Origin of the sequence: Algibacter lectus (assembly GCF_004368925.1) — a bacterium.
In the GTDB taxonomy this organism is placed as follows: domain Bacteria; phylum Bacteroidota; class Bacteroidia; order Flavobacteriales; family Flavobacteriaceae; genus Algibacter; species Algibacter lectus.
In genome coordinates, this window is record NZ_SORL01000011.1 from 41,705 (window position 1) to 67,606 (window position 25,902).

General features: G+C 33.5%; 20 protein-coding genes and 1 tRNA gene. 3 read left to right on the forward strand and 18 right to left on the reverse strand.

All coding sequences use genetic code 11. The features are described from left to right. Window positions 1-23 precede the first annotated feature (23 nt). A complete protein-coding gene (locus DFQ06_RS15340; RefSeq protein ID WP_133968657.1) occupies window positions 24-2,321 on the reverse strand; it encodes a TonB-dependent receptor domain-containing protein in 2,298 nt (765 codons plus the stop codon). A gap of 163 nt (window positions 2,322-2,484) precedes the next feature. On the opposite strand from DFQ06_RS15340, the gene DFQ06_RS15345 reads away from it, so the two are divergent. The 3 genes from DFQ06_RS15345 (at window position 2,485) to DFQ06_RS15355 (ending at window position 7,136) form a co-directional block, all read left to right on the forward strand. Next, window positions 2,485-2,559: transfer RNA gene (locus DFQ06_RS15345), tRNA-Pro, on the forward strand. Window positions 2,560-2,748: 189 nt separating this feature from the next. Next, entirely contained in the window at window positions 2,749-5,025 is a 2,277-nt protein-coding gene (locus DFQ06_RS15350) for a DUF7133 domain-containing protein (RefSeq protein WP_133968659.1), read from the forward strand. Window positions 5,026-5,321: 296 nt separating this feature from the next. Next, window positions 5,322-7,136, forward strand: coding sequence for a lectin-like domain-containing protein (locus DFQ06_RS15355; protein WP_133968660.1), 1,815 nt, complete (start codon window positions 5,322-5,324; stop codon window positions 7,134-7,136). Between the two features lie 157 nt (window positions 7,137-7,293). Here DFQ06_RS15355 and DFQ06_RS15360 read toward each other — a convergent pair whose 3' ends face one another. The 17 genes from DFQ06_RS15360 to DFQ06_RS15440 all read right to left on the reverse strand — a co-directional run bounded on the left by DFQ06_RS15360 (window position 7,294) and on the right by DFQ06_RS15440 (window position 25,901). After that, complete coding sequence (locus tag DFQ06_RS15360; RefSeq protein ID WP_133968662.1) at window positions 7,294-9,663, reverse strand: GumC family protein; 2,370 nt, start codon at window positions 9,661-9,663, stop codon at window positions 7,294-7,296. A 6-nt stretch (window positions 9,664-9,669) separates the two neighbouring features. Continuing rightward, complete coding sequence (locus tag DFQ06_RS15365; protein ID WP_133968664.1) at window positions 9,670-10,437, reverse strand: polysaccharide biosynthesis/export family protein; 768 nt, start codon at window positions 10,435-10,437, stop codon at window positions 9,670-9,672. Window positions 10,438-10,451: 14 nt separating this feature from the next. Further along, on the reverse strand, window positions 10,452-11,444 hold the full coding sequence (locus tag DFQ06_RS15370) for an MraY family glycosyltransferase (RefSeq protein ID WP_159140091.1): 993 nt from the start codon (window positions 11,442-11,444) through the stop codon (window positions 10,452-10,454). Window positions 11,445-11,560: 116 nt separating this feature from the next. Continuing rightward, window positions 11,561-12,280: a WecB/TagA/CpsF family glycosyltransferase gene (locus DFQ06_RS15375; protein WP_133968668.1), complete on the reverse strand. Its 720-nt coding sequence runs from the start codon at window positions 12,278-12,280 to the stop codon at window positions 11,561-11,563. Further along, complete coding sequence (locus tag DFQ06_RS15380) at window positions 12,271-13,443, reverse strand: glycosyltransferase family 4 protein (RefSeq protein WP_133968670.1); 1,173 nt, start codon at window positions 13,441-13,443, stop codon at window positions 12,271-12,273. Before DFQ06_RS15380 ends, DFQ06_RS15375 begins: the two co-directional genes overlap by 10 nt. Before the next feature lie 42 nt (window positions 13,444-13,485). Further along, window positions 13,486-14,376, reverse strand: coding sequence for a glycosyltransferase family protein (locus DFQ06_RS15385; protein ID WP_133968672.1), 891 nt, complete (start codon window positions 14,374-14,376; stop codon window positions 13,486-13,488). Window positions 14,377-14,388: 12 nt separating this feature from the next. Beyond that, the gene (locus DFQ06_RS15390; protein WP_133968674.1) at window positions 14,389-15,237 is read right to left on the reverse strand and encodes a glycosyltransferase family 2 protein; all 849 of its coding nucleotides are present in this window, start codon (window positions 15,235-15,237) and stop codon (window positions 14,389-14,391) included. Further along, the gene (locus tag DFQ06_RS15395) at window positions 15,219-16,529 is read right to left on the reverse strand and encodes a hypothetical protein (RefSeq protein WP_133968676.1); all 1,311 of its coding nucleotides are present in this window, start codon (window positions 16,527-16,529) and stop codon (window positions 15,219-15,221) included. The genes DFQ06_RS15390 and DFQ06_RS15395 overlap by 19 nt, the downstream gene beginning before the upstream one ends. A gap of 40 nt (window positions 16,530-16,569) precedes the next feature. Then, window positions 16,570-17,352 (reverse strand): GDSL-type esterase/lipase family protein, encoded by a 783-nt coding sequence (locus DFQ06_RS15400; RefSeq protein WP_133968678.1) that lies wholly within the window; start codon window positions 17,350-17,352, stop codon window positions 16,570-16,572. Then, window positions 17,342-17,965 carry an acyltransferase gene (locus tag DFQ06_RS15405; protein WP_133968680.1) on the reverse strand — a complete coding sequence of 208 codons (624 nt, stop codon included), beginning with the start codon at window positions 17,963-17,965 and terminating at the stop codon, window positions 17,342-17,344. The genes DFQ06_RS15400 and DFQ06_RS15405 overlap by 11 nt, the downstream gene beginning before the upstream one ends. Next, window positions 17,958-18,614, reverse strand: a complete 657-nt coding sequence (locus DFQ06_RS15410; protein ID WP_133968682.1) for a CatB-related O-acetyltransferase — start codon at window positions 18,612-18,614, stop codon at window positions 17,958-17,960. Before DFQ06_RS15410 ends, DFQ06_RS15405 begins: the two co-directional genes overlap by 8 nt. A 10-nt stretch (window positions 18,615-18,624) precedes the next feature. Continuing rightward, window positions 18,625-19,602 carry a hypothetical protein gene (locus DFQ06_RS15415; protein WP_133968684.1) on the reverse strand — a complete coding sequence of 326 codons (978 nt, stop codon included), beginning with the start codon at window positions 19,600-19,602 and terminating at the stop codon, window positions 18,625-18,627. Window positions 19,603-19,630: 28 nt separating this feature from the next. Further along, a complete protein-coding gene (locus DFQ06_RS15420) occupies window positions 19,631-20,737 on the reverse strand; it encodes a polysaccharide pyruvyl transferase family protein (RefSeq protein WP_133968686.1) in 1,107 nt (368 codons plus the stop codon). Between the two features lie 198 nt (window positions 20,738-20,935). Continuing rightward, window positions 20,936-22,483 carry an MATE family efflux transporter gene (locus tag DFQ06_RS15425; protein ID WP_206672776.1) on the reverse strand — a complete coding sequence of 516 codons (1,548 nt, stop codon included), beginning with the start codon at window positions 22,481-22,483 and terminating at the stop codon, window positions 20,936-20,938. Beyond that, on the reverse strand, window positions 22,484-23,479 hold the full coding sequence (locus DFQ06_RS15430) for a hypothetical protein (RefSeq protein WP_133968688.1): 996 nt from the start codon (window positions 23,477-23,479) through the stop codon (window positions 22,484-22,486). Window positions 23,480-23,496: 17 nt separating this feature from the next. Next, window positions 23,497-24,933, reverse strand: coding sequence for a UDP-glucose 6-dehydrogenase (locus tag DFQ06_RS15435; protein ID WP_133968690.1), 1,437 nt, complete (start codon window positions 24,931-24,933; stop codon window positions 23,497-23,499). Window positions 24,934-24,950: 17 nt separating this feature from the next. Beyond that, complete coding sequence (locus tag DFQ06_RS15440) at window positions 24,951-25,901, reverse strand: GDP-L-fucose synthase family protein (protein ID WP_133968692.1); 951 nt, start codon at window positions 25,899-25,901, stop codon at window positions 24,951-24,953. Between the last annotated feature and the right edge of the window lies 1 nt (window position 25,902).

Genomic DNA, 25,902 nt, shown 5'->3' on the forward strand with positions numbered 1-25,902 from the left:
TTTCGTTTTTTTTATAAATTTAGTTAAAACTTATAACTTAAGTTAACTCCAGCGTAATAATTTAATGGTTGCCCTGGATAATAATATCTTGGCGCGGCACCACCAAAACCTGTGGCATTAATGAGTATTTGTGAGGCGTAATGCGTATTAAAAACATTATCCAAACCAAAATGGATATTCAAATTTAGGTTGTTACTTAAGTTGTGCTTAAAACCCAGTTTTATGTTGGTTAAACTGTAGCGATCGGAAAATAGTGTGTTGGCATCTGTTATTGGTATGCGCCCTACATATTGGTAATTTACGGTGGCATAAAGACCGAACGCAGTATCTAAATCTAAACCTGTGTTTAATAGGTTAGATGGCACACCAGTTAGTTTGTTGCCCGAAAAATTATTTCCATCAGCTTCAAAATCTTTAAATTCAAAATGGTTTAAGGAGTACGTGATGTATTGGTTTAGCGATATTTTTTTAGATGTTAGCCATTGATATTTTATAACGGTTTCTAATCCATTGTGTAGCGTTCGGCCTGCATTAACGCCTATAAATTGGTCGTTACCCGTTCGTCTAGCGACTAAAAGGTTTCGCACATCTAATCTGTATAAAGCGAGGTTAAATTGTAAGCGATTATTATAAAAAGCACTTCGTGTTCCTAGTTCGAAATTCCAACCTGTTTCTGGTTTTATATCCGTATTTACTAAACCATCAGGAAGCAAGGTTTCTTGAGTTGAAGGTGGAGAAAAACCATGGCTAATATTAGAATATAAACTGATGTGTTTTGATAATTGATGCGATATTCCAAATTTAGGAGACAGTATGGCTTTAAAACTATAGTCGCCAGATTGGTCGGGATTTTCATCTGAAATAAAACGGTCTGATAAAGTGTATGCGGTCTTGTTTAGGTTTAACCCAAAAGACAGCATTGTTTTTTCTGAAGCTTGATAGTTGCTTTCAAAAAAGAGATTGTAATAGGTTCTGTTTTCTTTGAAATCGGAAAATTTATCACCTTCAATACTGCCGGATCCTTCGGGAGCTTCTTGATATAAATTTTCGTAGTTTTTGGATATGTAGCGGTCCTTAAAGAATTCGCCACCTAGTGTGTAATTAAATTTTTTCCATCGTCCTAAAAAACGACTTCTTAATCCGTAAGCCCATGTGTTTTCGGTTAGAATATCAAAAGGTCTCGGTTCATAAGCCTTTTTAAAAGATGTAAAAATACTGGTAGTTTGTTTTAGGTTGTCGTGATATTGGTGATTCCATGATGCTCCAAATATACCACGTTGTGCATCTTCATACCCTTGGGCCTGTGCCCATGTAAAGGCGGCAGATTTCGGATTGTTATTATACGCATCTTCATTTAAGGAACTCGGGATAAAAGCGTTCAAGTCCACATAACTGGCTATAATAGATAGGTCATCTTTTTGGCTTAAATAATGATTGGTGTTTATCGTGAATGTTTGCCTGTTGTATGCATTATTATCGCGGTAACCATCGCTTTCCGTGTTGCTGTAGATTAGTTTATAGCTGTTTTTATCTGTTCCGTGGTTGACGTTTAAAACACTTTTTACTAAACCAAAAGAACCTATTGTGATATCTGTTTCAGCTGAAGTTTGATTGAGGTAAGCATGCTCTGGCGTTAAATGTATGGTGCCACCTAGCCCAGCGCCATAAATGCTAGAACCGGCACCTTTTATAATTTCAAATCGGGATAAAGCACTGAGTTCAAAATCTTCAATGGTAGTTTCTCCATTACCAGACGTTAACGGGATATCTTGAAAATAAGCACGTATTTTAGATGTCCCGTATAAATTTCGAGAACCAATACCTCGTATTGAAATTTTGTTTGTGTTTAATGCGCCCGATTGCATAAAAACTCCTGGAACGCGATTCAGTACTTGAATAGGTGAGGTGGTATTACTGCGCTCTAAATTTTTAGATGAAATAATATCGATAGTGGTATTTGCTTTTTTTAGTTCTAAAGGCAATTGATAGGCGTTCACAATCACTTCGTTTAATCGATCAGGATTTAATTCCAGTTGAATTATAACGTTGTCGGATTTTAAATCTACCGTTTTGGTTTGATAGCCCGTTTTTGAAACGCGGTACACACCAGAATTCGATATTTTAAAATATCCTAAATGATTAGAAGTTGAAACTATTTTGTTTTCATGATTTGTAATAGTGACGAATTGAAGTGCTGTACCATTTTCTTTTTCAAGAATTCGCCCAGTGATAATTTGCTGCGCATTTCCAGAGGTATAGCTGAAAAATAAAATTACAATGATGGTTATTTTGTTGAAAATAAAAGATTTATAAGTTTTCATTGTAGGGTTTAGCTATATACAGTTGATTTGGTTTAAGCATGAAAAACAGGTGTTGTTTGACTGCTTTGTAAACTAAAGATAATTTTTTTTAAAATTACTAAAAAAAATAGTGTCTATATTATAGAAAAATGTATATTTGCACCCGGTTAGAGATAATCATATTCGGGGTGTAGCGTAGCCCGGTTATCGCGCCACGTTTGGGACGTGGAGGCCGCAGGTTCGAATCCTGCCACCCCGACTAAAAACCTTTTGAGAAATCAAGAGGTTTTTTTAGTTTATTCAAGTTTCTTTTGAATAATTGAAATTTCTGAAACCTTTATGATTTTACTAGTTTTCTACTTTTCAAAATTGTTGTAATTTTATGATTATAAAAACAACATAAAGGGCATAAAAATGTACTTTAAAACTCCCTGAAAACTAATAATTAATGGCATTTCAAACGCGTTCCTTTATAACTCAAATCGCTTCAAGTAAAACTTTAGTATTAAATCTCATTCTATTAATTTTTATTATTGGCTGTAAAAAAGTATCGTATGAGGAGCCTGAAATCTCACTAGATTCCTATCAAATAGAAGATGGGTTTCATTTAGAAGTCGCTGTTTCAGAGCCTTTTATTGAAGCGCCAGTGGCTATGGATTATGATAATCAAGGGCGTATGTGGGTTGTTGAGATGAAGGGGTATATGCGAAATTTAAAAGGCATTGGTGATGAAATGCCCAATGGTGTAATTTCTATAATGGAAGATTCAGACCATGATGGGGTTGCCGATCATTCCAAAATATTTTTAGACAGTTTGGTATTACCGCGCGCTATTTCTCATGTTTATGGCGGTTTATTGTATGCAGAACCACCAAATCTTTGGTTTGTGGATATTGAAGATGATAAGCCTCTTAATAAAGTTTTAGTCGATTCTGCTTACGCCTATGGTGGTAATGTAGAACATCAGCCAAATGGTTTAATGATGCATTTAGATAATTGGATTTATAATGCAAAATCTAAATACAGATACCAACGAAAAAACGGAAAATGGAAAAAAGAACAAACTGCTTTTAGGGGGCAGTGGGGTATCACAAAAGATAATTTTGGTAGGTTGTACTATAATACCAATTCAGTGCAATTAATGGGAGACTATGTGTTGCCAAATGTTACCGATAAAAATCCGTATTTTAAAGGTGGAGCAGCTTTAAACAAGCGGTTAACAGTCGATCAACGCGTGTATCCGTTGCATCCCACTTCAGTTAACCGAGGCTATGTAAATGGTGTTTTAGATAAGGATAGTTTATTGGTTAATGTCACATCCGCATGCGGTCCTTTAATTTACACAGGTAATAATTTTGGTGCTCAATATAGAGAAAATGCCTTTGTTTGTGCGCCCGAAGCCAATGTGGTAAAACGAAATATTTTAACTTTTGAAGATGAAATAGTAAGCGCTACACAAGCCATTGCTGAAACCGAATTTTTGGCCTCCACAGATGAAGGTTTTCGTCCGGTAAATTTGAATAATGGTCCTGATGGTAATATGTATATCGTGGATATGCATCGTGGTATTCTTCAGGATAAAGTGTTTTTAACCGCTTATTTAAAAAATCAATACGCCAAAAAAGCTTTAGATACCATTGTTGGTATGGGGCGTATATTACGTGTGGTAAAAAATGAAAACTCACCGAAGGATATTATTAATGTTGAAAAATTATCAACTTCAGAATTGGTAGGTTTACTAGGCAGTAAAAATGGTTGGTTACGCGATAGGGCGCAACAATTATTAGTTTTTAAAGGTGATAATAAGGCAGTTTCGCTTTTGGAACATGTAGCTTTAGATACACAAAATGCTATCGCTCAAATACATGCTTTGCATACTTTAAACGGTTTGGGGCAACTTGATTTTAATACATTGGAAGTGCTTTTATCTTCGGAAAGTGAGACGGAAGTTCTAAATCATACATTAGTGTTGTTGGAAAATTATGCCAGTGAAAGTAATTTGGTTTCCGTACTACCGCTCATAGCGGGGTTAGTTAAAAGGGATGATGCTGAATTAGATTTGTATATTTTAAGCACTTTAGGCGGTTGGGCACAAGTTTCAACGGGGCAGATATTTCCAATTCTTTTTGAACTTTCAAATCGATATGCCGAAAATATTATCTATCAGCAGAGTCTTATTAGTAGTTTAAGAGGTGTAGAGGAAGCGTACAAAATATTTTTAGATGAAGAAAAAAGTATGGTTTCTGAAAACGTGTTAAGTGTTGTTTTAGATAAAACCATTTTAAACAAGCAAAGTAATAAGGCGAAAAATACGGAGGTTAAGCCAGCGATGTCTAACACGTTTGGATATAAAATATTTAGAAACTTCTGTGCAACTTGCCATGGGTTTAATGGTGAAGGTGTTGATGGTTTAGCACCGCCATTAGAAAATTCAGAATATGTAAGAGGCTCAACTAAAAGGTTGGCATTGGTATTGTTGCATGGTTTGGCAGGACCTGTACATGTTAATGGAACATTGTATGAATTAAACGGAACAATGCCCGGACTTGCTAATAACCCTGCGTTTACCGATCGTGATATTAAAAATATTATTAGCTATTTACATAGTACCTTTTCCGAAGGATCAAAAGGAATAGACGTTGAGCAAATAAAAGCATTGCGAGATGTAAAACCAAAATCAGGTGGTGTTTATAGCGAAAAAGAATTGCTGGATTTAGGGTATTAAGTTTACTTAAATAACCTATGCGGAATAAAAGATGGCTTTTGCTATTTTGTTAATAGTGCCTGAGTTTTTAGTGAATTGATGCTAAGTGAACTCAGGCTATATCTCGTTTTTTTAATAAGGCTTTTTTAGTTGCGACATTTTGAGTTTTTAGGCTGTGTTTTTATCAATTTGTTATTAATTAAAATACAACAGCTTCTAATATTAAATTAACGATAATAATCACCGATTTTGTAAGAAAATAAGAGTGGTTCTATTGTAAAACTTGTATATTTCGCTTAGTTATTAAATCTTCTAGAATGGCTTTTTTAAGCAGCTCCATAAAAAAAGTATTCCTGTTTGTCCTTGTTATGTGTTGTGGTCATCTTGCTATGGCGCAGTTAAAGGCAACTACTATTGGCGATGCTTCTAGTTTAGGTGAAAATTGCTTTCAAATTACGCCAGATTTAAGGGGGCAGGCTGGTGGTGTTTGGTTTGATTATTCTATCGATTTTTCTAATGATTTTATTATTGCTTATCAAGCTTATTTTGGTAAGGATGATTCTGGAGCTGATGGTATGGGGCTTGTGTTTAAAGGGACTCCTGAAGCGGAAATTGGAAGTGCTGCTGGAGGAATGGGGTATAGAGGTATTTCGCCTTCATTGACATTAGAATTTGATACGTATTATAATCCGACTAGTGGAGATATAAAGGAAGACCATATAGCACTCATTGAAAATGGAGTTACTGATCATAGGTTGCCATCCAATTTGGCTGGGCCAGTGAGTGCTGTTCTAAGTACAGATGGCAATATAGAAGATGATACCTGGCATGACGTAAAGGTAGAGTGGATTGCTTCAATACAAACTATTAATGTATATTTTGATTGTGTGTTGAGACTATCAAAAAGGCAAGATTTTAAAAGTTCTATTTTCAACAATGATGATAGTGTCTATTTTGGGTTTGTTGGGGGAACTGGTGGAGCTACTAATTTACAAGAGGTTTGCCTTAACCGTATCTCATTTATTGATGATTTAATTGCGAGCGATGAAATTATTTGCTCCGGTGAAGCTATAGAAAAGGATGTTAGTATTTCTAACGGTGTTACATATTCTTGGTTACCGATATCAGGAGTTAGTAACGCTAGTAGTTCGAAGCCAATATTGTCTCCAAATATTACTACAGAGTATACCGTTACTATTACTGACCAATGTGGCGAGATTTTTAATGAATTAATAACCATAACTGTTTTTCCAATTGTTACTCCTACTTTTGATTTTATAAACGATGTGTGTGGTGCTAATACCGTTTCTGTTTTACCAACAGAATCTAATGAAGGAATAAAAGGTGTATGGTCTCCAGAAATAGATACTAGTAAAACGGCAACCTATACCTTTATTCCAAATATTGATGAATGTGCAGAGCAAATTACTGTAACCATAACGATTCCTACTTTCGATATTGTAAATGGTGTTTGCGAAGGTGTTTTAATCGATTCATTACCCACAACATCTATAGAAGGCATTAAAGGTTTATGGTCTCCAATTATAAATAATAATATTTCGACAACTTATACGTTTACTCCTAATAGTGATGAATGTGCACAATCTATTACCAAACGTATTGAGGTATATTCCATAGAACCATTGGAATTGTCGACTATTATTTCACCAGATAGTTTTAGCGAAAATCGAACTATCGAACTATATGTAACAGGAGGTAGTGGGTTTTATGAATACCAATTAGATGGAGGCATTTGGCAAAGTAAGGCTGTTTTCGAAAAGGTATCCCGATGTAGTCAACATGATGTAGCGGTTCGTGATATTTACGCTTGTACTACTGAAATTAAAGGTACCGTTGATCTTATTTTTTATCCTAAATTCTTTACGCCTAATGGCGATGGTTATCATGAATCATGGAATATTAAATGTTTAGAATCGCATCCAGAAGCGGTGGTGTTTATTTATAATCGCCATGGCGCCCTGTTAAAACAAATAAAACCGAATCAAAACGGATGGGATGGTACATACCGAGGTACGCCACTTCCAGATGGGAGCTATTGGTTTGTAGCACATTATAAAGATGAAAATAATGAAAATAAAGAATTACGAGGTTATTTTGCTCTTAAACGTTAGTAATTCATAAAGTGTTTAGTGAAGTTAAATGAGTTAGTAGAATCAATTAGACCATATTTAATAGTTTATAAAAAGGAAAAACCGATGAAGTCTAGCTTCATCGGTTTTTTTATTAGAATGATATTAGTGTTGGTTCTAAATAGAGCCGTGTACTTTTTTAGCTTCGGTTGGTTAACCTTTTAAGCCAAGACTTTTTCTCTTCTTCATGTCCGTAGCCATACCCATAGCCGTTGCCATAGCCGTAACCTTTCTTCACATCAGTTCCGTTTATTACAACCGTCATATTTGGTATTCGTTTCTCGTTATATAGCTTTTTGGGGATTTCTAAAAGACGTTTGTCTAAATAATTCGCGCGTACCAAATAGATAAATAAATCGGCTTTCGAGGCAATTTGTAAGGTGTCAGTCACCATGTTTACCGGAGCGGTATCTACAATAACATAGTCGTAATGTTCTTTACCATAATTAAGCACCTCATCAAAGCGTCCGTTTATTAATAATTCCGATGGGTTTGGTGGTACCATTCCAGATTGTATCACATCAAAATCACCATTTTTAGCCGTTTCAATAATTTGGTTAATTTGTATACTTTTATCCGCTAAAAACACGGTTAAACCATTGGTTGCTTCCGTCATATCTAGATATTCGGCTACTTTAGGTTTACGGACATCCGCGCCAATAAGCAGTACTTTTTTGTTAGACATAGCGAGTACTGTTGCTAAATTAATTGATACAAAGGTTTTTCCTTCTCCAGGAATAGTCGAGGTTACATAAATCGCTTTAGATTGCTCTTTTAAATTACCTAGCATAAAGTTCATGTTGGTTCTTAACATTCTAAAGGCCTCTGCGACATTACCACGATCCGATTTGGTTAATATTTTATTACCATCTAAGGTCTTAGGTATATTTCCAATAATAGGCGTCTTTAATACATCTTCTAAATCTTCTTGATTATGTATTTTGGTATCTAAAATGAATATTAAAGATAATATAACGAAAGGTATTAATAGCCCCAAAAACAATGCAACGGCGTAAATCATTTTGCGTTTAGGGCTTACCGCATCGTCATTACCATCTGCGGCATCAATAAGTTTAGCGTTTGGGACGGTTACTGCAAGAGAAATAGAGTTTTCTTCTCGTTTTTTTAATAAAAATAAATACAGTGTTTCTATAATTTGCTGCTGACGTTGTATGTCTCTAAACTCGCGTTCCTTTCTCGGTGCTGAGGTTATTCTGCTGTCAATAGAGCGTTCCTGTGATTTAGCTTGCTCCAAAGAAATAGATAAACTACGCTTTAAGTTGGTCAAGCCTTGAGAGACACTGCTGCGCAACTGAGATAGTTGTGCTTCTAAGTTTAAAAGTACGGGGTTGCTTTTTCCTGAACTTTGCGCTATTCTGTTGCGTTCTAATAATATTTCGTTGTATTGATTACTACTCGAATTCACATCGCTAGCGTTAATCCCTAAGTTTTCTGGTATTAAGCTATGATCACCAGAACTCATATGTTCTGTCACATAATTAACTAATTTTAATTGGGTGTTTAAATCAATAATTTCTTTTTCAACTACCGAATTTGTTTCTAAAACAATACCAGTTTCTAAAGGGATATCTGTTAGTTGGTTTGTTGTTTTAAAGGTCTCTGCTGTTTTATCAACTTTCTTAAGATCTTCTTCTATAAGCTCTAACCTTTCGTTAATAAATTTATCTGTGTTGTTACCAATTAAGCTTTTATACTCTATGGCATCTTTGTTATATTGACGAATTAATTCATCTAAAACACGCTGAGCTTTTAATTTTACCGGGCTTTTTAGTTTTAATTCTAGAATGCTCGCTTTTTCATATAAGAGGCTAACATTAATCGCTCTTATATAGCTGTTGACAACCGCTTTTAAAGGAGCTGTATTAACAATATAAACCGTGTTAATATCATCTTTGGAAATATCAATAGGTGTAATGATAAGGTCTCCGTATTGTTGAATAATGCTTTCACCATAGGTATAAGTGACTCCGGATTTTTCATCGGTGCTAGATAATTCAAAAGTGGTGTCCGAAAGTACTTTAATGGTAAATGATGTGCCTTGATCAAAGAATGTAGAATCTTTTATGAAAAAAGAAGCTTTAAAAGGCAGTTCCTCTTTATAAATTTCGGTGTCTCTAACATTACCTTCTTTAAAGTAAGAAATGTTGAGGTCTAGTTTTTTAACAACACGGGTCATTAAACTTCTAGATTTTAAAATCCCCATTTCATTTTCTATGTTTTTCTTATTGCCTCCACCGATGCCTAATTCTTCAAAGGCCGCTAATTCAGAAGAGAGACCGCCATTACCCTCATCATCTATTAAAATAGTTGTAGATACCTCATAAGAGTTTGGTGTGTAGCGCAAATAGACAATAGCAGACATTATAGCCATAATAAGGCCTAATGCAAACCACTTCCAATAAAATAAATATTTTTCAATTTGTTGACGGATATTTATACTCTCCTCTTCAACAAGCATAAAGTCTTGAAATTTTTCTTGATTTGACATATGTTGTTATTTTATAATTAGAGCCAATACAGTAATAAGCAAAGAAGCCGAAGATATTATGATTCCTGTATTAGGACCAACAGCAGAGGCATTCACTCTCGTTTTATTAGGTGAGATGTAAATAATATCGTTTTGTTTAAGATTATAATAAGGTGAGTCAAATATTTCACTATTTGTTAAATCGAGGGTTACAAAAACTTTCTCTCCGTTTTCTATACGCACCAATAACACATTATCTCTTTGTCCATAAATAGTGAGGTCTCCCGCTAAACCAATGGCTTCTATAACAGAAATTCTTTCGTTGAGTACTTGGTAAGATCCTGGTCTTGCTACTTCACCTAATACAGATACCCTAAAGTTGGCAAAACGGATGTTTATAGTCGGTTTGGTTATATATTCCACTAGGTCGAGTTCTAGCTTTTTAATTAAGTTATTTGTTGTTAATCCCGCAACTTTCAAACGGCCTAATACAGGGAAGTTTATATTACCATCATCATCAACTAAGTATGCTATGGGTTTTGCTCCGGCTACCGAATTTTGAAGCATAGGTGTGTCATAAAGATTAAAAGGAACAGCAGCTTCTGCATTAATAGTCGATACATTTATAAGTAAAAGATCACCACTCTGTATTTTAGCTCCAAAGGATAATTTAGAATCTTTTAAAACACCATCCTCAACATTCTGGAAATATTGGATGTCTTTTGAAGAGGCACAACTATTAATAAGGAGTAAAGTGATAACAGTTGTAATTAAGCCTAGGTATGTTTTTTTCATGTTCGAGAGATTCTTTAGTTGTTTATTTTTTTTAATGACAGCAATTTAAGTTTATGGAATATAGCCAAAAGTAAAACGAAAATAATTGGCAATATAAACATCATTTGAAAGGAGTTAAAAATTGAAGCGAAAAAAATTAGAATAATCGCTAAGGTGTAATTTAATAAGCCTAATAGTATGGCTATTTTGTAATGTTCTAAGCCTAAGTCTGATAATATGTGATGAATATGGTTTCTGTCAGCTGTAAACGGGCTTTGTTTTTTTAAGAGGCGCACCCCAATAACACGCATCATGTCAAACAACGGAACAGCTAAAATAGCGGCTACAATTAACAATTTGTTTTGCGGCGCAAAAGTGAATTTGTGAAATAGCGTAGTGTCTAAGGTTAAAAATTTCAAGGTTAATATGGCTATGCAGAAACCAATCACTAAAGACCCCGTGTCGCCCATAAAAATTTTCTTCTCATGCGAAAAGTTATAACGCATAAAGGCTAATAAAACACAAATAAGACTCACGCATATTAAAAAGTAATAGTTTAAACCCATGGTTAAAAAGATAAGCCCAAACATAGAGAAAATGGAAATACCTAAAGTAGAAGCTAAACCATCCACACCATCAATAAGGTTGTAAGCATTAATTATGGTGAGTGCAATAATAACATGAAACACATCTAAAAGTATTGTCGGTACCTCGTGAATACCCATAAAACCGGCTAGTGAAGCCGTATGGAAGTCTGAATGTAAAAACACAATGCAAATGGCGAAAATTTCTACAATAACACGGGCTCTGGGAGTTGATACCGCTAAATCATCTTTTAAGCCCACAATGAATATAATGGTGATGGCTGCTGCTAAATTTAATCCAATATATTCGGTGTCTACCGGTTTAAACAAAAATAAGTTGAGTATCAAAGTCACAAAAAAGGCGAGTCCACCCATAGTAGGGGTTGCTCTGGTGTGCGAACTGCGCTCGCCTGGCACTTCGTTTAAATTATGGAAGTTCACCATAAATATAATTTTTGGAATAATATAGCTTACTAGGCCAAATGAAAAGATGGCGCTTACTATGGCGAGGAATATTAAGCTTGAGAGGGGATCTTGCATATTGAATATTTTTATAAAGATTAAATGCCACATTTAGTTTTAAGGAGATCCCATAAAAACAAGGGGGTAGAGACAAAATTACGTTTCCATAACCGTTTAGGCTCTCTTACTAATCTGGGTAACCATTCTAAACCTAATTTTATCCAAAAAGGGCTAGAGCGTTTTACAGTACCTGCATAAAAATCGAACACAGCACCTATAGAGGTTACAATATTAGCGTTTATAGATGTTTGGTTTGCATACACCCATTTTTCTTGTTTTGGGGCTGTCATACCTACAAAGAGAATTTTAGGGTTAAAGCTATTTACTGCGGCAAGCATTTTACTCGTATCTGTTGAGGTAAATTCAGGTTTATAGGGCGGTGAGTAACTCGATACCGAAATGTTCGGGTAGTCTTTAGCTATTCTTTTTTCTATAAGTTGCAAAGTGTTTTCAGAGGCTCCTAAATAAAAAACTTTATCCCCTTTTAAGTTAGCTTGTTCTAATAAATATTGGTGAATATCTGCTCCAGCAATTTTATTTATGGTTTTTCCTGATAAAATTTTAGAGGCTAATACAATTCCAGATCCATCGGGTAATAGTACATCGCTACTTAGTAGAGCTTTAGTAAATTCGCTGTCTTTTTTAGCTTCACAATAGGAATGTGGATTTATAGTGTTAATAATGGATTTGTTATCTATACTAATTTCCGAAATGGGATTAGTATAAACTTTATTATCTACTAAATCTTTTAATTGCATGTGCTAATTATGTTTTTATAATTGTTTGTCAATATGTTATAGTAGGCATGAGAACTGTATTTTATCTTCACCTTTTCAAAACCATTTTCAGCTAATTTTGTAGCCAATTCGTTATTATTCCAAAGTGTATCTATTACAGTTGATAATGCATCTGCGTTACCGGGTTCAAATAGTAATCCGTTAAAATTATCTTCCGCTATTTCTGGGTATCCTGCCATTTTAGGAGCCACAATGGGTAGCTTATGCGCCATAGCTTCTGGAAATACCATAGGGAAGCCTTCATACCAAATACTGGATAGTATTAAAAAACGAGCGTTTGTGTAAAAATGAGATAATTCAGAAGAAGGTATCATGCCTTTAAATTCTACATTTTCAGGAATGTCTAATTCTTGCTCATAGCCATCGCGCATACCTCCTGCTAATTTGAAAGGAATATGAGGTAATCTTTTTGCGGCTGCTAATAATAATGGTATGCCTTTTTCAGGACTAATACGGCCAGCAAAAGCTACATAGTTCCTGTTTTTTATATTGTAATCAATATCTTTAATAGTTTTATTGTGAAAATTTGGTAACACCTCACATTTTTCACTCGAAAAACCATTAGCAACCAATTTATGTTTTTGAAATTCAGTTAAACATAGAAATACATCAATATTACTCGTGTAATAGTTTTTTAATCTAGACCACATATTTCGTAAGGCATAACCGGTACTCTTGAAAAGGGAACCCTCGCAATTATTTGTAATACAATTTAACTCTTTAGATGAACCCGTGCATTTTTCACAAATTTTCCCATTTGAAAAAAACAAACCACTAGGGCATAACAAGCGATAATTATGAACAGTCATGGCTATTGGAAACCCCATTTTTTTTATCATCGGTAAAATAGCAGGAGAAATCAATGGGTATAAGTTATGAATATGAACTACATCGGGCTTTTCTTTGAAGAGAATATCTTTTATAGCCTTGTTTGACGTTGGATTGCTAAATGCAGATACAAAAGCTTTTAACTTTGCATTGGTCATGTCTTCCAATTCTTCACTGCTTCTAAAATAAGTGATTACTTCATGACCATTTTCCTGTAATAATGCTATTTGAGCCTCTACAACAGCTTCTTCACCACTAAATTTGCCGTATTTATTATGTATTATTAATATTTTCACTAAACAGGTGTATATGTAATTAATTAAAAATAAAAGTTAAAATTAGAATTGAATAATTTGATTGATTTTATCAAGTAGTCTTGTTTTTATAGAAAACTTATTCTGAAATTCTTTAACCAAAGTGTTATTCATCTCATCAAATATTTCAAATTTGAATACTGTTTTATAACCTTCGTCTAGTTCGGTAATAAAACGTTTTGTTCCAGAGGTATGAGTTGCCTCTTTAGAAAATCCAATACTTTGAACTTTTGACTTATTTGGAAATACAGTTTTTAAATCTTGATTAAATTGGTGGTAACAAAAGCGTATCGCCCAAGAGTCTATTTTGCTTTCCATTTGATTCCGTAGCATCCCTGACATATCCGATCCGCCTCTATTAAAACGTTTTTTTAATGTTTTGTTAGTACTGAATTCGTGATAGTCAGAAGCTTGCCAATCGATAATTTCCCATCTATTTTTCCATATGGCCCAACCCCAAGAGGATGCTCTATATCCAAAGTAAAAATCTTTGTCAATCGGTAAGCTTTTTAAGTCAAATGTGTAACCTGAGATCGAAAAAATGTTTGCATCATTCTTGTAAAAATTCAAGCTTTGATTCATGAAATCTAAAAAGTTTGGACTTGTTATTAAATCATCTTCTAGAACAATAATCTTTTCATGCTTATCAAGAATTTTTGTAACACCTGTTATTATAGAATTTGCAAGACCTTTATTTGTTTCAGATTCAAAAATAGTAATAGATTTAAACCCAGTTATTGTTTTTAAATATTTGCGAACAATTTCAATTTTTTTAGAAGCGCTCTCGTTTTTTCCTCCATCAGAAAAAATGTATAAGTCACTTGCTTCTGCTAAATAATTAGATTTTAAGGCGTTAATTGTAAGTATGGTTTCGTCTAATCGATTGTATGTGAATAAGCAAATTGGTACAAGCATCTTATTAGGGTGTTAATTTGAAATTTTACTATAAGTCTTAGGTGAAATCATTTTCGCATAAGCTTTTAATGCAAATAAAATCCATTTTTGTCCCCAGAATTTTTTTCTAAATGTATTATACTCCTTAATATTTAAACCTAATGGAGAGTGTAATTGTTTCCATCTTTTTGTTAAAGATAGTTCTGGGTTACACCAGCCAGGAATTCCTTCATTTGGTGGGCAATTTGCAACATATTCTTTTGTTGTATAGCAGTTGAAGCCTTTATTTATAGCTCTTAGGCCGTAATCATAATCCCCCATGCCATGCGTGTAATCCGACGATAAGTTTCCTAATTGGTCGTGTATTAATTTTGGGATTAATACAATGTTCCCATTTATGTATTTACATTTTTGCAGTTTTCCATTTGGTATAACTGGGCCTGCTTCTGTTCTGCCTCCATATGAGAATTTTTTTTCATTAGAAAAAAAATAACACGCTCCTGTCATAATGGATGGCTTTTCATCAATGGCAATGATTTCTTCATAGCAATCAAAAAGATGATTTAGACTATTAGGTTCTATTATAGTATCATCATTTAACCATAAATAAAAATCGTATGCATTGGAGTTAGCAGCAGTTTTCCATGCTAATCGCATACCCTGATTCCAAAATAAATTACCATTACCTGTAATGATATTTACTTTGGGAAATTCTTCTTTAACAGCTTCTGCTGTACCATCGGTAGAGCCATCGTCTACTAAAAAAACGTCGAAGGTATAGCCAGACGGTACTTTGTTTAAATAAAGGCTTTTTAAAGATTCTAACGTTTTAGCCTTGCGGTTATGACATGTTAAGAGTACTGCTATTTTTTTAATAACCATTCCATTCTTTTTTTGTAAATAAGGTATTCTATTTTTCGATATCGTTTTTCAAAAATACTACTAGCCCAAATTTTTATTTCAGTATTATTCATTCCTCTAAACTTTGTTGAGTAGCATATTCCAATAGTAATCCATAAAAATATATATTGTAGTCCAAATATGGTAAATTCTTCTGCAAAAGAGTAGGCCCATCTAAAGGCAACAAAGACTCCTAATAGTTTTACTATATAGTTTTTAGATCTATATAATGCCAAAAACGACGCCTTAGCAAATACAAGAAAATAGAGTATTACTCCAATTAGCCCGTTCCAAGTAAAAATGTTTAGTATAGCTACTTCAGACCCAAAACGTTCTTGTTTACCTGTTTTTAGAACAAATTTAGCTTCATTACCAAAAGAAACAGAATCGTAACCGCGTGAGGGTGTACGCCCAAACAGTATATAGTTATTCTTTAACGCCGAGCCTAGAGCTTCAACATATAAAAATGTACGTGTATCATTCGTTAAAGATGCTTTTTTTGTTTTTCCATTTTCAGTTATTTCTGTTGTGTAATCACCCTGAATATATTCATCCATTTTAAATATGTTAAACTTACCTGAGAGACCTAAGATTAAAAGTATAATGGGGATAACATATAAAGAGAAACTGAATACTTGTAATAGTTTGGGACTTATTAAACGTTTGAAATAAAAAGCTAAACCTAAAAGAAATGCTGCCGAAAATCGAATGATGTTACTTCTTGCATCTAGACTAACTAGTATTATCAGTATGGAACTACATAAAATAATAAGTCTATACTTCATTGGTAATAAGAAGACAAAGGGGAGTAAAAATAAGATTGGTACAAAATATTCGCCATAAATATCTGCGTGTTTTATGCTAGTAAAAACAATGGGTAAAAATAATAAGAATAACCAAGGCATGTATTTGAGCCATTTAGATATTAGTTTTCTTAAAAACAGAAAATCATCACATACATAAACAATTAACGGAATAAAGAACATTAACCCGGTATTTATAAGACTTTTAAATTCCCAATAGTTTTCTGCAATAAAAACACCACGAATAATACATATTGTATTCCATATTAAAAGATATTTTACAGGAGTGGCTGTTTTAACAGTTCTATTGTTTTTTGAAACTGAGCTTTTAACTGCAAGTAAAATAATAATACTGAACTCTATTAGCCACCATAAAGCTGTAGGGCCTGATCCTATTGTAGTATAAGCACTCACTCTAATTAAAGTAGTGGTGAGTATAAGCCAGATTAGCCAATTTTGTCTTGTTTGCATTGCTGTTAGTACTAAAAGTAAAGCTTGATTGTTTTTTGATTTAAGTTAAAATCTCATAATATAAAACATCAAATCTATGATGTAACGATGTTAAAGGTTTTTTTGATATGTAGTTTAATTTTGGCGCAAATTGATTTAAATTAGAGGTGTCATTAAATAATGAAAAACCATAATCTAATGATTGAAAAAAATTAGTAGTATAAGCATTTATAATATCTGCGACTTTCGTTTGCCCTTTTTTATTGAGGTGTATACCATCATTAGTATATTTCTTGTTTAATACCCCGTTTATATCTGTTAAGTGTTCATGAACATCTATAAAATTAAAATCATTTTTTAAACATTGATGTTTTATGTAATTGTTGATTTCTACAATATCACTTTTTTTTATTTTATCTGTTGCTATTGGGTAAATTGATAAGAATGTAATAGAATGATTTTTTTGATTTTTTATTATTTTAGAAATTAGATTTTCGAAATTATCTAGTATTGTTTTATTAGATTTTCCTGCTAGAAAATCATTAATTCCTGTTAAGCAAATTATATTCCTAGGCTCCATATGCATAATGTTGTCAATTCTGCTTATTAACCCACCCGTCTTTTCTCCTGAGATTCCAAAATTATATGCGTTTTTATTTTTTAATAAGTTTAAATCAAAAAACTCAATATGGCTATCACCGCATAAAATGATGTCATTTTTTTTGGGGTTATGCTTTAGAAAGGAAATTTGTCTTTTAGCGCGATGCTTTATTTTCCAGTCTGTAAAATAAAAAGCAGAACACAGAATTATAAGTATAGAGCCAATTACTAAACTAAATTTCATCGGTTTTTTTTATAAATTTTACAGGGTTCCCAGCCCATATTTCATTAGCAGGTATATTCTTGCTAACCAATGAGCATGCCCCTATAACAGCATTTTCTCCAATGGTAACACCTTTTAAAATTGTTGAATGACTTCCGATAAAAGCATTATCTCTAATTATCACCGTTCCTTTTTTTGCATTGCTCTTGTCTAAATTTGGGTCTTTTCTGATTTCAGGGTTCAAAGAATGAAAGTCAGTATCATAAATAACAGTGTTTCCACCAATTTTAACATAGTTACCTATTTCAATATGGTTATTGCAAATAATGGCAGTTGAACTCATGCCTGTATTATGTCCAATGGAAAGATTTCCTTCAACCCAAAAAGTTGTTTTTTGATTTCGTCCTATTATATTATGATTTTGTCCACTATTTATTGAAACATTGTCTCCTATTGTTAAAGAACCTCTTCTTGTTACTATAACTTTGATGAACCCGCGAATTTTTAGGTTTTTTCCAAAAGTAGCACCGTTTAAAAAAAGATTCAATTTATTTATGGGTGAATAAAAAAGTAGAGGTATAGTTTTACTAACTCTTCTAAAAGCTTTAAATATTAAAATTAAGTATTTACTCATGTTTTGAAATTATTTTATTTAAATCTAAATCCCACCAATTTTCAGGAAGGTTATTCTCCTTTTTTTTGATAATTCGTTTTTTTAAAAACTTAGCAGGAACACCTCCAACGATGTCATAGGCGTTTACATCTTTAGTAACTACAGCTCCTGCTGCAATAACGGCACCGTCTGCAATAGTAATGCCATCCATTATGATAACCCCTGCGCCTATCCAAACATCATTACCTATAGATATTTTATCGTATTCTTCGAATTTTAGGTCATCTTTAATTAGGTCTAGATTAAATGTGTTATCCTTTCTGTAAAATAACGGAGAGGTTGAGAGTTCGTCTATTGGGTGTTTACCCAAACCAATCATAACATTGTTTGCAATGGAACAAAACTTGCCAATGGTTACATTTTGTAATAAGGAATTAGTACCTACATAGGAATAACTCCCTAAGGTTACATTATTAAAGACGCAATTAGATAAAACTCTTGAGTGAGAATGTAAAATTGTATTTTCGTTAAAGGAAGAGGCGTTATCTAAAATAGCATCTTTAAAACGCTGTTTATTGCTAATATCTCGAGCGCCATCTTTTGCAAGTTCCAATAGTTTTATAAATAAACCAGGTACTAATAGTAAAACTCTAAATAATTTTTTTTTCATAATATTTTGATTACCAGTAGCAAGCGCCTTCTACTTGTTGGGCGTTTTTAGGTTTTAAATGATCTCCGGGTCTAACCCAATGTTCATTCATTAAGTTAGAATAGCTTCCGGTTGGTATGCCCCATTCTTTAACACCATAATTAGGGTCTTCCCAACGTTTCCCTTTAATACCAAAAAGTAACTGTAAACTACCTCCCAGGTGTATGGCTTTTTTGCCACTACGTTTTACATGTGCAGCTAAGGGAAACCCGTATGCTCCGGCACCAATTAAGCAGATATCGTAATCTGTTTTGTCAATTTCATTTTTCATGAAGGCTAAAGCTTCAAACCAGTCCTTAAAAGGACTATCATTTGTAGCTATACTTTGTACTGCTTTTAGTGACTTAATTTCAAAATCTGGTAATATATTTTTATCAAATAAAAGGTTTCGTTTTTTATATTGTTCCTCGATGGTTTCAACAAAAGGATGAACTATTAATATTTTTTTACCTTTTAAAGCAGAAGTCCATGGGAATTTAGACCAAAATGGTTCTAGTAATCTTAAATGTATTTTATGAGCATTTAATCTATCTTCAATATAGTTTTCAGTGTTTAACCAGGAGCCTAAAATATCGACTTGCGGTATGTCTTGCAGCATCAATTCACAAAACTGTTCGATTTTTTCAACTTTTGGAGGAAAAAAACCAGCATTGGTGTGCATAGATTTTATTAATGAGTTGTTCCACCACCAATCCGGTTCGTTACCTTTAATATAGTTTAAAGCTCTTTTATTATCGTTTTTCACTCCTAAGTAATTAACTACTGTGCTTAGCTCAAATCCACCGAAACGAGAAATCATGCATGGTTTGTTTGATATTAATGCACTATATATAAGTTGAGATGCTTTATCTGGGACTTGTTCAGATATAGGTTTTTTTTCCGTTCTAGTCGAAAGTTTTTGATATGTTTTTCGGAGCGCTTTTAAGACGTATATTGATACTTTTGCCATATTATATCTTTTAGATTGAATTATTCTCCTATTCTCCCGAGGTATTTACTAAAGAGTCTTCAAGGGATTTTAACGATTGAGTTGTATGGAAATTGATTTTTTCTTCAATTGTAGTATAATCAATAAACAATTGGTCTTCAGTAAGCTCGAGTATGTTTTCTGCCTTGGAAATCTGTCTATCAAATAAATTAAATTTATTCATAATAGTTTCCATTCTTGAATTTCTGTGCGGGTGCTTAACAGTGAAAAAACTTTTTCTAAAATGTATTGCAAATGCTAAGCCATGATAAGAGCTAGTACAAATAAAACTAGCATGTTTTATTAGACTTATAAATTCTCTGGGACCTGCTTCTTGAAAAAAACGATCTACTTTATGTGGAAAAGAAATCCCTATTGATAATGCTATTACAGGGAGGTTAAGCCTCTTTTTTGTGTTATTAATTAACTGGCTTGAAATCTCAGAGTCATCAAAGCCATAACAAAAAATGTAGTCTTCTTTTATTAGTCTTTCGGGAGCTAGATCACTCCATTCGTCAGCGTTTAATAAATAGGTAGGGTCGAGAACTTGGGTTGCATCTAGCCCTGTGGCTTCTTTAATAATATTAACACCATCATCCTCTCTAACAGCAATAGATTTAAAACTAGTTAACAGAGTCTTTAATTTGTCATGGTACTTTTTGTCAACTTGTGAAGTTCCAAAACTGGCAGCATAAGATATTTTAATTTCATTATTGTTTAGAAAATCTAAAAAATAATAAGCTCTCTCCGAAAACCCTTGTTGTAGATTCCATACTTGATCGCTACCGACTAAATGTGCATCATATTTTGGAGGGGTCTTGTAAATTTCATCTAAACTATAATACCGCTTTGATAGAATCATTTTTGAATGAAACTCTCTAAATCTTTTATATTTTAAACGAACTTTAGGGTTAAGTCTAGAATAAAGAGATATAAGTAATGGTTTTAGTTGATAAGAGTTTAGTCTGTTTTCGTTTTTGGCTTCAGCTTCTTTAGTGTAAAGGTTTACAAACTCGGAATCGTAACCAAGTTTTTCTAAAGCCTTTTGAGTGGCGTAAGCTTGAAACATAGCTCCGTAATTATATGCTGAATGTATTGTGTAAATGCCGATTTTCATTTTGTAAATTTTAATATTTTTTTTAAGTAAACATTAGTTTGTTTTAGGAGTAATCTTACAAAAACAGCTATGTTTTTAGTATATTCACACCTATTAGGTTTATTTAAATCTCCAATCTTGATTTTGGAATGGTTAATGTTTTTTCAATCATATGAAAAACTAGAGATAGTTTTCCTTTAAATTTATTTAAACTATTTTTTAAGATCGTTTAATTTTTTTTGTAAAAACAGTTTTCCCCATATTGATAATTAGTGTTTTTTCTGAAATATTTAAACCAACGGTTAAAATTAAAATAAGAAATACAATAGAGCTTACTAGGCATACTATAATTAATCGAGCAAAGCCTTCAGACATTAATAATATCGGAGATATAGCAAACGCTGCAGTAACTAAGGCAACAATAAGCGCTCTTAACAACACATCTTCGAAGTATTTTTTTATTGATAATCCGCAAATGCGGTGCGTAAAGTAAATTCTTGAAATGGAGAAGCCAATTACCATGAAAATGAGGTTAATATAAATGGTTTCTGGTGCTGTACCCGATTTAAACATAATATAACTAATAGGAAGGAGTAATATCCAAATTATGGATTCTACAAGTTGACTTTTTTTTATGTTTCCTGTGGCTCCAATAGCTGTAGGAAAGGTTATGGTTAGTTGAGAAACCATAGATCTGAAAATGTTAAGTTGACAAAAAATTACGGCATATTTGGGAACGTCTTTTAACCATAAATCTAAAACATAAGGCATTTCAATAATTAATGGTATGGCAAAAAAAGCTAATAGAAAGAAGGATATTTTGTTCCCTGTAATAGACGCTTTTAACATGCGGTCTCTATTGTCCTCGCCTTCACTTTTAACAATTAAAGGGTTTAAAGCTTTTAGCATGGTATTGGAAAATGCCATGATTTGGCCTGTTATTTGAAGGGCTATACCTTGAGCGGCATTTACAATAACACCGAAAAATGAATTAATAAGCACCGTCATTCCTTGCATAGTTATCATGCTAGCAGCACTACCTAAAAATGACCAGCCAGCAAAACTTGTCATTTCTTTAAATAAAGCTTTATCGTAATAGGACTTAAAATTAATTGTAACTTCTTTATATTTTTTATGACAATATATTTGTCTAATAATTAATAAAAAGACGGTTAAAGAAGCCATTAAAAGACCAAAAACATATAATTTATCAAAGCTAGTATAAGTTATAAAGATTGCAATACCTAGTTTTAATGTAATTTCAACAATGCGTAAAATAGCAACTAATAGCATGTTTTCATGTGAATTAATTATGGCATCATACGGTACAGAAATAATAGTAAAGAAAGTACTTATTATTAAAAACTGATAAATCATAGTTGCAACATTTAATCTATCAGGTGAGATCTTTAATATGCCATCAAATAGAAAATATCCCATAATTTCTAATAAAATTACGATGGTAATGGCTATGAAAAAATGTAATATTAAGCTAATATTAAAAATTTGCTTTTGCTTGTTAAAGTTACCTTCTCCTTGAGCAAAAGACATAAACCGTTGTGAAGCGGCAGACATTGCTGTGTTTAAGAATGTTAGCATAGCTATTGCGCCACCTACAACATTAAATATTCCAAAATCTTCGGCGCCTAAAGCGGCTAAAATTAAACGTGTAGCGTATAACGATAGGAAAATAGTAAGTCCCATTTGGACGTATAGAATCCCTGTGTTTTTAGCAACACGATTTGCTGCTTGTTTTGTCTCTTGCATTTAGTTAATAAAAAGAAGTTTATTTATATCAAATACTCCGTTGTCATCCACTAAGATCCAATCATTACTTTTAGGGTAATCATGCCAGAAGTTTTTAGGACAAACTTTTATACCATTCGATAAAAGTGCGGGCTTATAAGAAAAAGAGCTTTTACTTGTAATTAATAGATCGGCATATGCCATATGCTCAAAAGAATCTTGAGCATTCATGTCTAAACAAAAAGTAAGGTTTTTAAACTCGTTAAATTCTTGAAAGTCTTTTTTATTTCCTTGGGAAAAAAAATATATGGCGATGGGTTTTTGTGTTTTAATGGTGTTCGTTACTGATAACAAAACATTTTTGAAATAATCATTATCTTGCCAGCGCATTAATAGGTTCGTGTTTTTTGATTCCTGACCAATAGTGATATCGCCTCTGCGAACATGTATGGCAATATTAAAATTATCTTGGTTATAAACTAATTGCCTTGTTTTTCGGGCTTCGGCATTGTGAAATTTTGGCTTAAGGTCTTTTATAACTCCAATTTGACCTTTGTAAAATTGATCTTGCTCCGCAATAAAAACTACTTTTTTGTCATTGTAAGCCTCGATTATTTTTTTAGTTAATTCTATGGCTTGAGGATTATTTTCGTCAAATAGGGGTAATTTTATTTTTTTATAGCCTTGGTTGTTTACCAATTCACTAACCTTAATTTCATTTGCTCCAAAGCCTAAAAAACTCTCCCATTTTTTTGAAGAGAAAGGAATATGGGCAAAGTCTAATTCAAATTTTTTGGCAAACCAATAACCTGCAATCCAATTAGCCATTTGGTGGCCAATACCAGCACCCGGGTTTGGTATTGCAGCATAATAATTTTTAGTTAATTTATCCTTTTTGGTTTTATTGAAGTGCAGATACCAATATGATTTATATATTTTTGGGTAAAATTGTTTTTTACTTAATCTTGATACTATTATAGACCACGATTTTTTCTTTATTTTTTTATATAAAATCATATTTACCTTAATTTTTATTACTTGCCAATAGCTTTTACTCTAAACCCAATAGCTTCTAAAGCCGTTTTATCAAGCACATTTCGACCATCGAAAACAAAAGCAGGTTTGCTCATGCTCTCGTAAATACGTTGCCAGTTGTAAGTTTTAAATTCATCCCATTCTGTAAGTACCGCAATAGCGTGAGCGCCTTCTAAAGCTTTGTAGGCATCGGTTTCTGTTTTTACAAAGTTTTCGTTTTCAGCTTCCGATCGGGTATTTAAATAATTTAAATCGGCTTGCATTTGTACGGCCGTTACTTTAGGATCGTAAACGCTAATTTGCGCTTGCTCGTCTATCAATTTATCAGCTACGTAAATGGCAGCAGATTCGCGGGTATCGTTGGTGTCTTTTTTAAAGGCCCAACCTAAAAAGGCTATTTTTTTACCAGAAACCGTATTGTAAAGTGTAGATACAATATTGTTTGCAAAACGATCGCGTTGGTGGTTATTCATGATAATAACTTGCTCCCAGTAATCGGCTACTTCAGTTAAACCTAAAGATTTTGAAATATACACGAGGTTTAAAATATCTTTTTGAAAACAAGAGCCTCCAAACCCAACGGAGGCTTTTAAGAATTTAGGACCAATACGCGAGTCCATACCAATTGCTTTAGCCACTTCTTCCACATTGGCTCCACTAGCTTCGCAAAGTTCGGAAATGGCGTTAATAGACGACACACGTTGTGCTAAAAAAGCGTTGGCTACTAGTTTAGAAAGCTCTGACGACCATATATTAGTGGTTAAAATTTGTGCTTTTGGTATCCAAGTGGCATAGACATCTACCAAAGATTGAATGGCTTTTAAACCTTCTTCGGTTTGTTCGCCACCTATTAATACACGATCAGGATTTGCTAAATCCGTCATAGCTGTACCTTCAGCTAAAAATTCAGGATTTGATAATATTTGAAATTTAACACCGTTGCCTGTATGATCTAAAATAGATTTTATGGCCTGCGCTGTTTTTACCGGTAAGGTTGATTTTTCGACTACAATTTTATCGGTAGTTGCAATTTGTGCAATTTGTCTGGCACATAACTCGATATATTTTAAATCGGCTGCCATGCCTTTTCCAGAACCATAGGTTTTGGTAGGTGTGTTTACCGAAATAAAAATCATGTCGGCTTCGCGAATGGCATCATCAACATTGGTAGAGAAAAACAAGTTGCGTCCTCTAGCTTCTGCAACCACTTGATCTAAACCGGGTTCAAAAATGGGTAATTTAGATAAATCGCTATCGTTCCAGTCTGCAATACGTTGTTTGTTTAAATCGACTACGGTGACTTTGATGTCCGGATTTTTTTGAGCCATGACGGCCATAGTTGGTCCGCCTACATAACCCGCACCAATACAACAAATTGATGTGATTTTTTTAGGTTTTAAAACTGTAGTAGAGGTGTTTTCTAGCGTCGCAAGCATGATGGTGTGTTGTTAATTTATAATTTTACTTGTTTATAAGAAGCTTCATTAGACAGAAACCAATTATAGGTGTTTTCTATACCTTGATCTAAAGGCGTTGTAGCTTGCCAACCTAAGGTTTTCATTTTAGAAACATCCATAAGTTTTCTTGGTGTACCATCTGGTTTGGTATCGTCCCAAACAATGGTGCCTTGGTGGCCTACAATACGTTGTACGGTTTCGGCTAAATTTTTAATAGTAACATCGGTACCGGTACCTACATTATAAAGATGCTCTGGCAATTTGTTTTCTAAAGCAAAAACAACGGCCTGTGCCATATCTTCCACATGTAAAAATTCACGCATTGGCGATCCGCTGCCCCAAAGGGTTACGGTAGCATTATTGTTAAGTTTGGCTTCGTGAAATTTACGAATCATGGCTGGTAATACATGCGATGATTTTAAATCGAAATTATCGTGAGGACCATATAAATTGGTAGGCATTAAGCTTACAAAATCTTTTTGGTATTGATCGCGAATGGCTTTGCACAAACGCACACCAGAAATTTTAGCAATGGCGTAACCATCGTTAGTAGGTTCTAATGGGCCTGTAAGTAAGTATTCTTCTTTTAAAGGTTGCGTAGCCAGTTTAGGATAAATACAGGAGCTGCCTAAAAAGATAAACTTTGAAATGTTTTGTTTGTGAGCCGCATCGATCAGGTTATTCTGAATTTGCATGTTCTCTAACAAAAACTCAAATTGGTATTGGCTATTCGCTAAAATACCACCCACTTTTGCAGCCGCATCTATAATAACGTCTGGTTTGGTGGTTTCTATAAAGGCTTGTACCGCACTTTGATTACGTAAATCGAGTTCTGCACTGGTTTGACCCACAAGGTTGTTGTAGCCCGAAGCTTCTAAAGCGCGCCAAATAGCAGAGCCGACCATACCTCTATGGCCAGCAATGTATATTTTAGATTGTTTATCCATA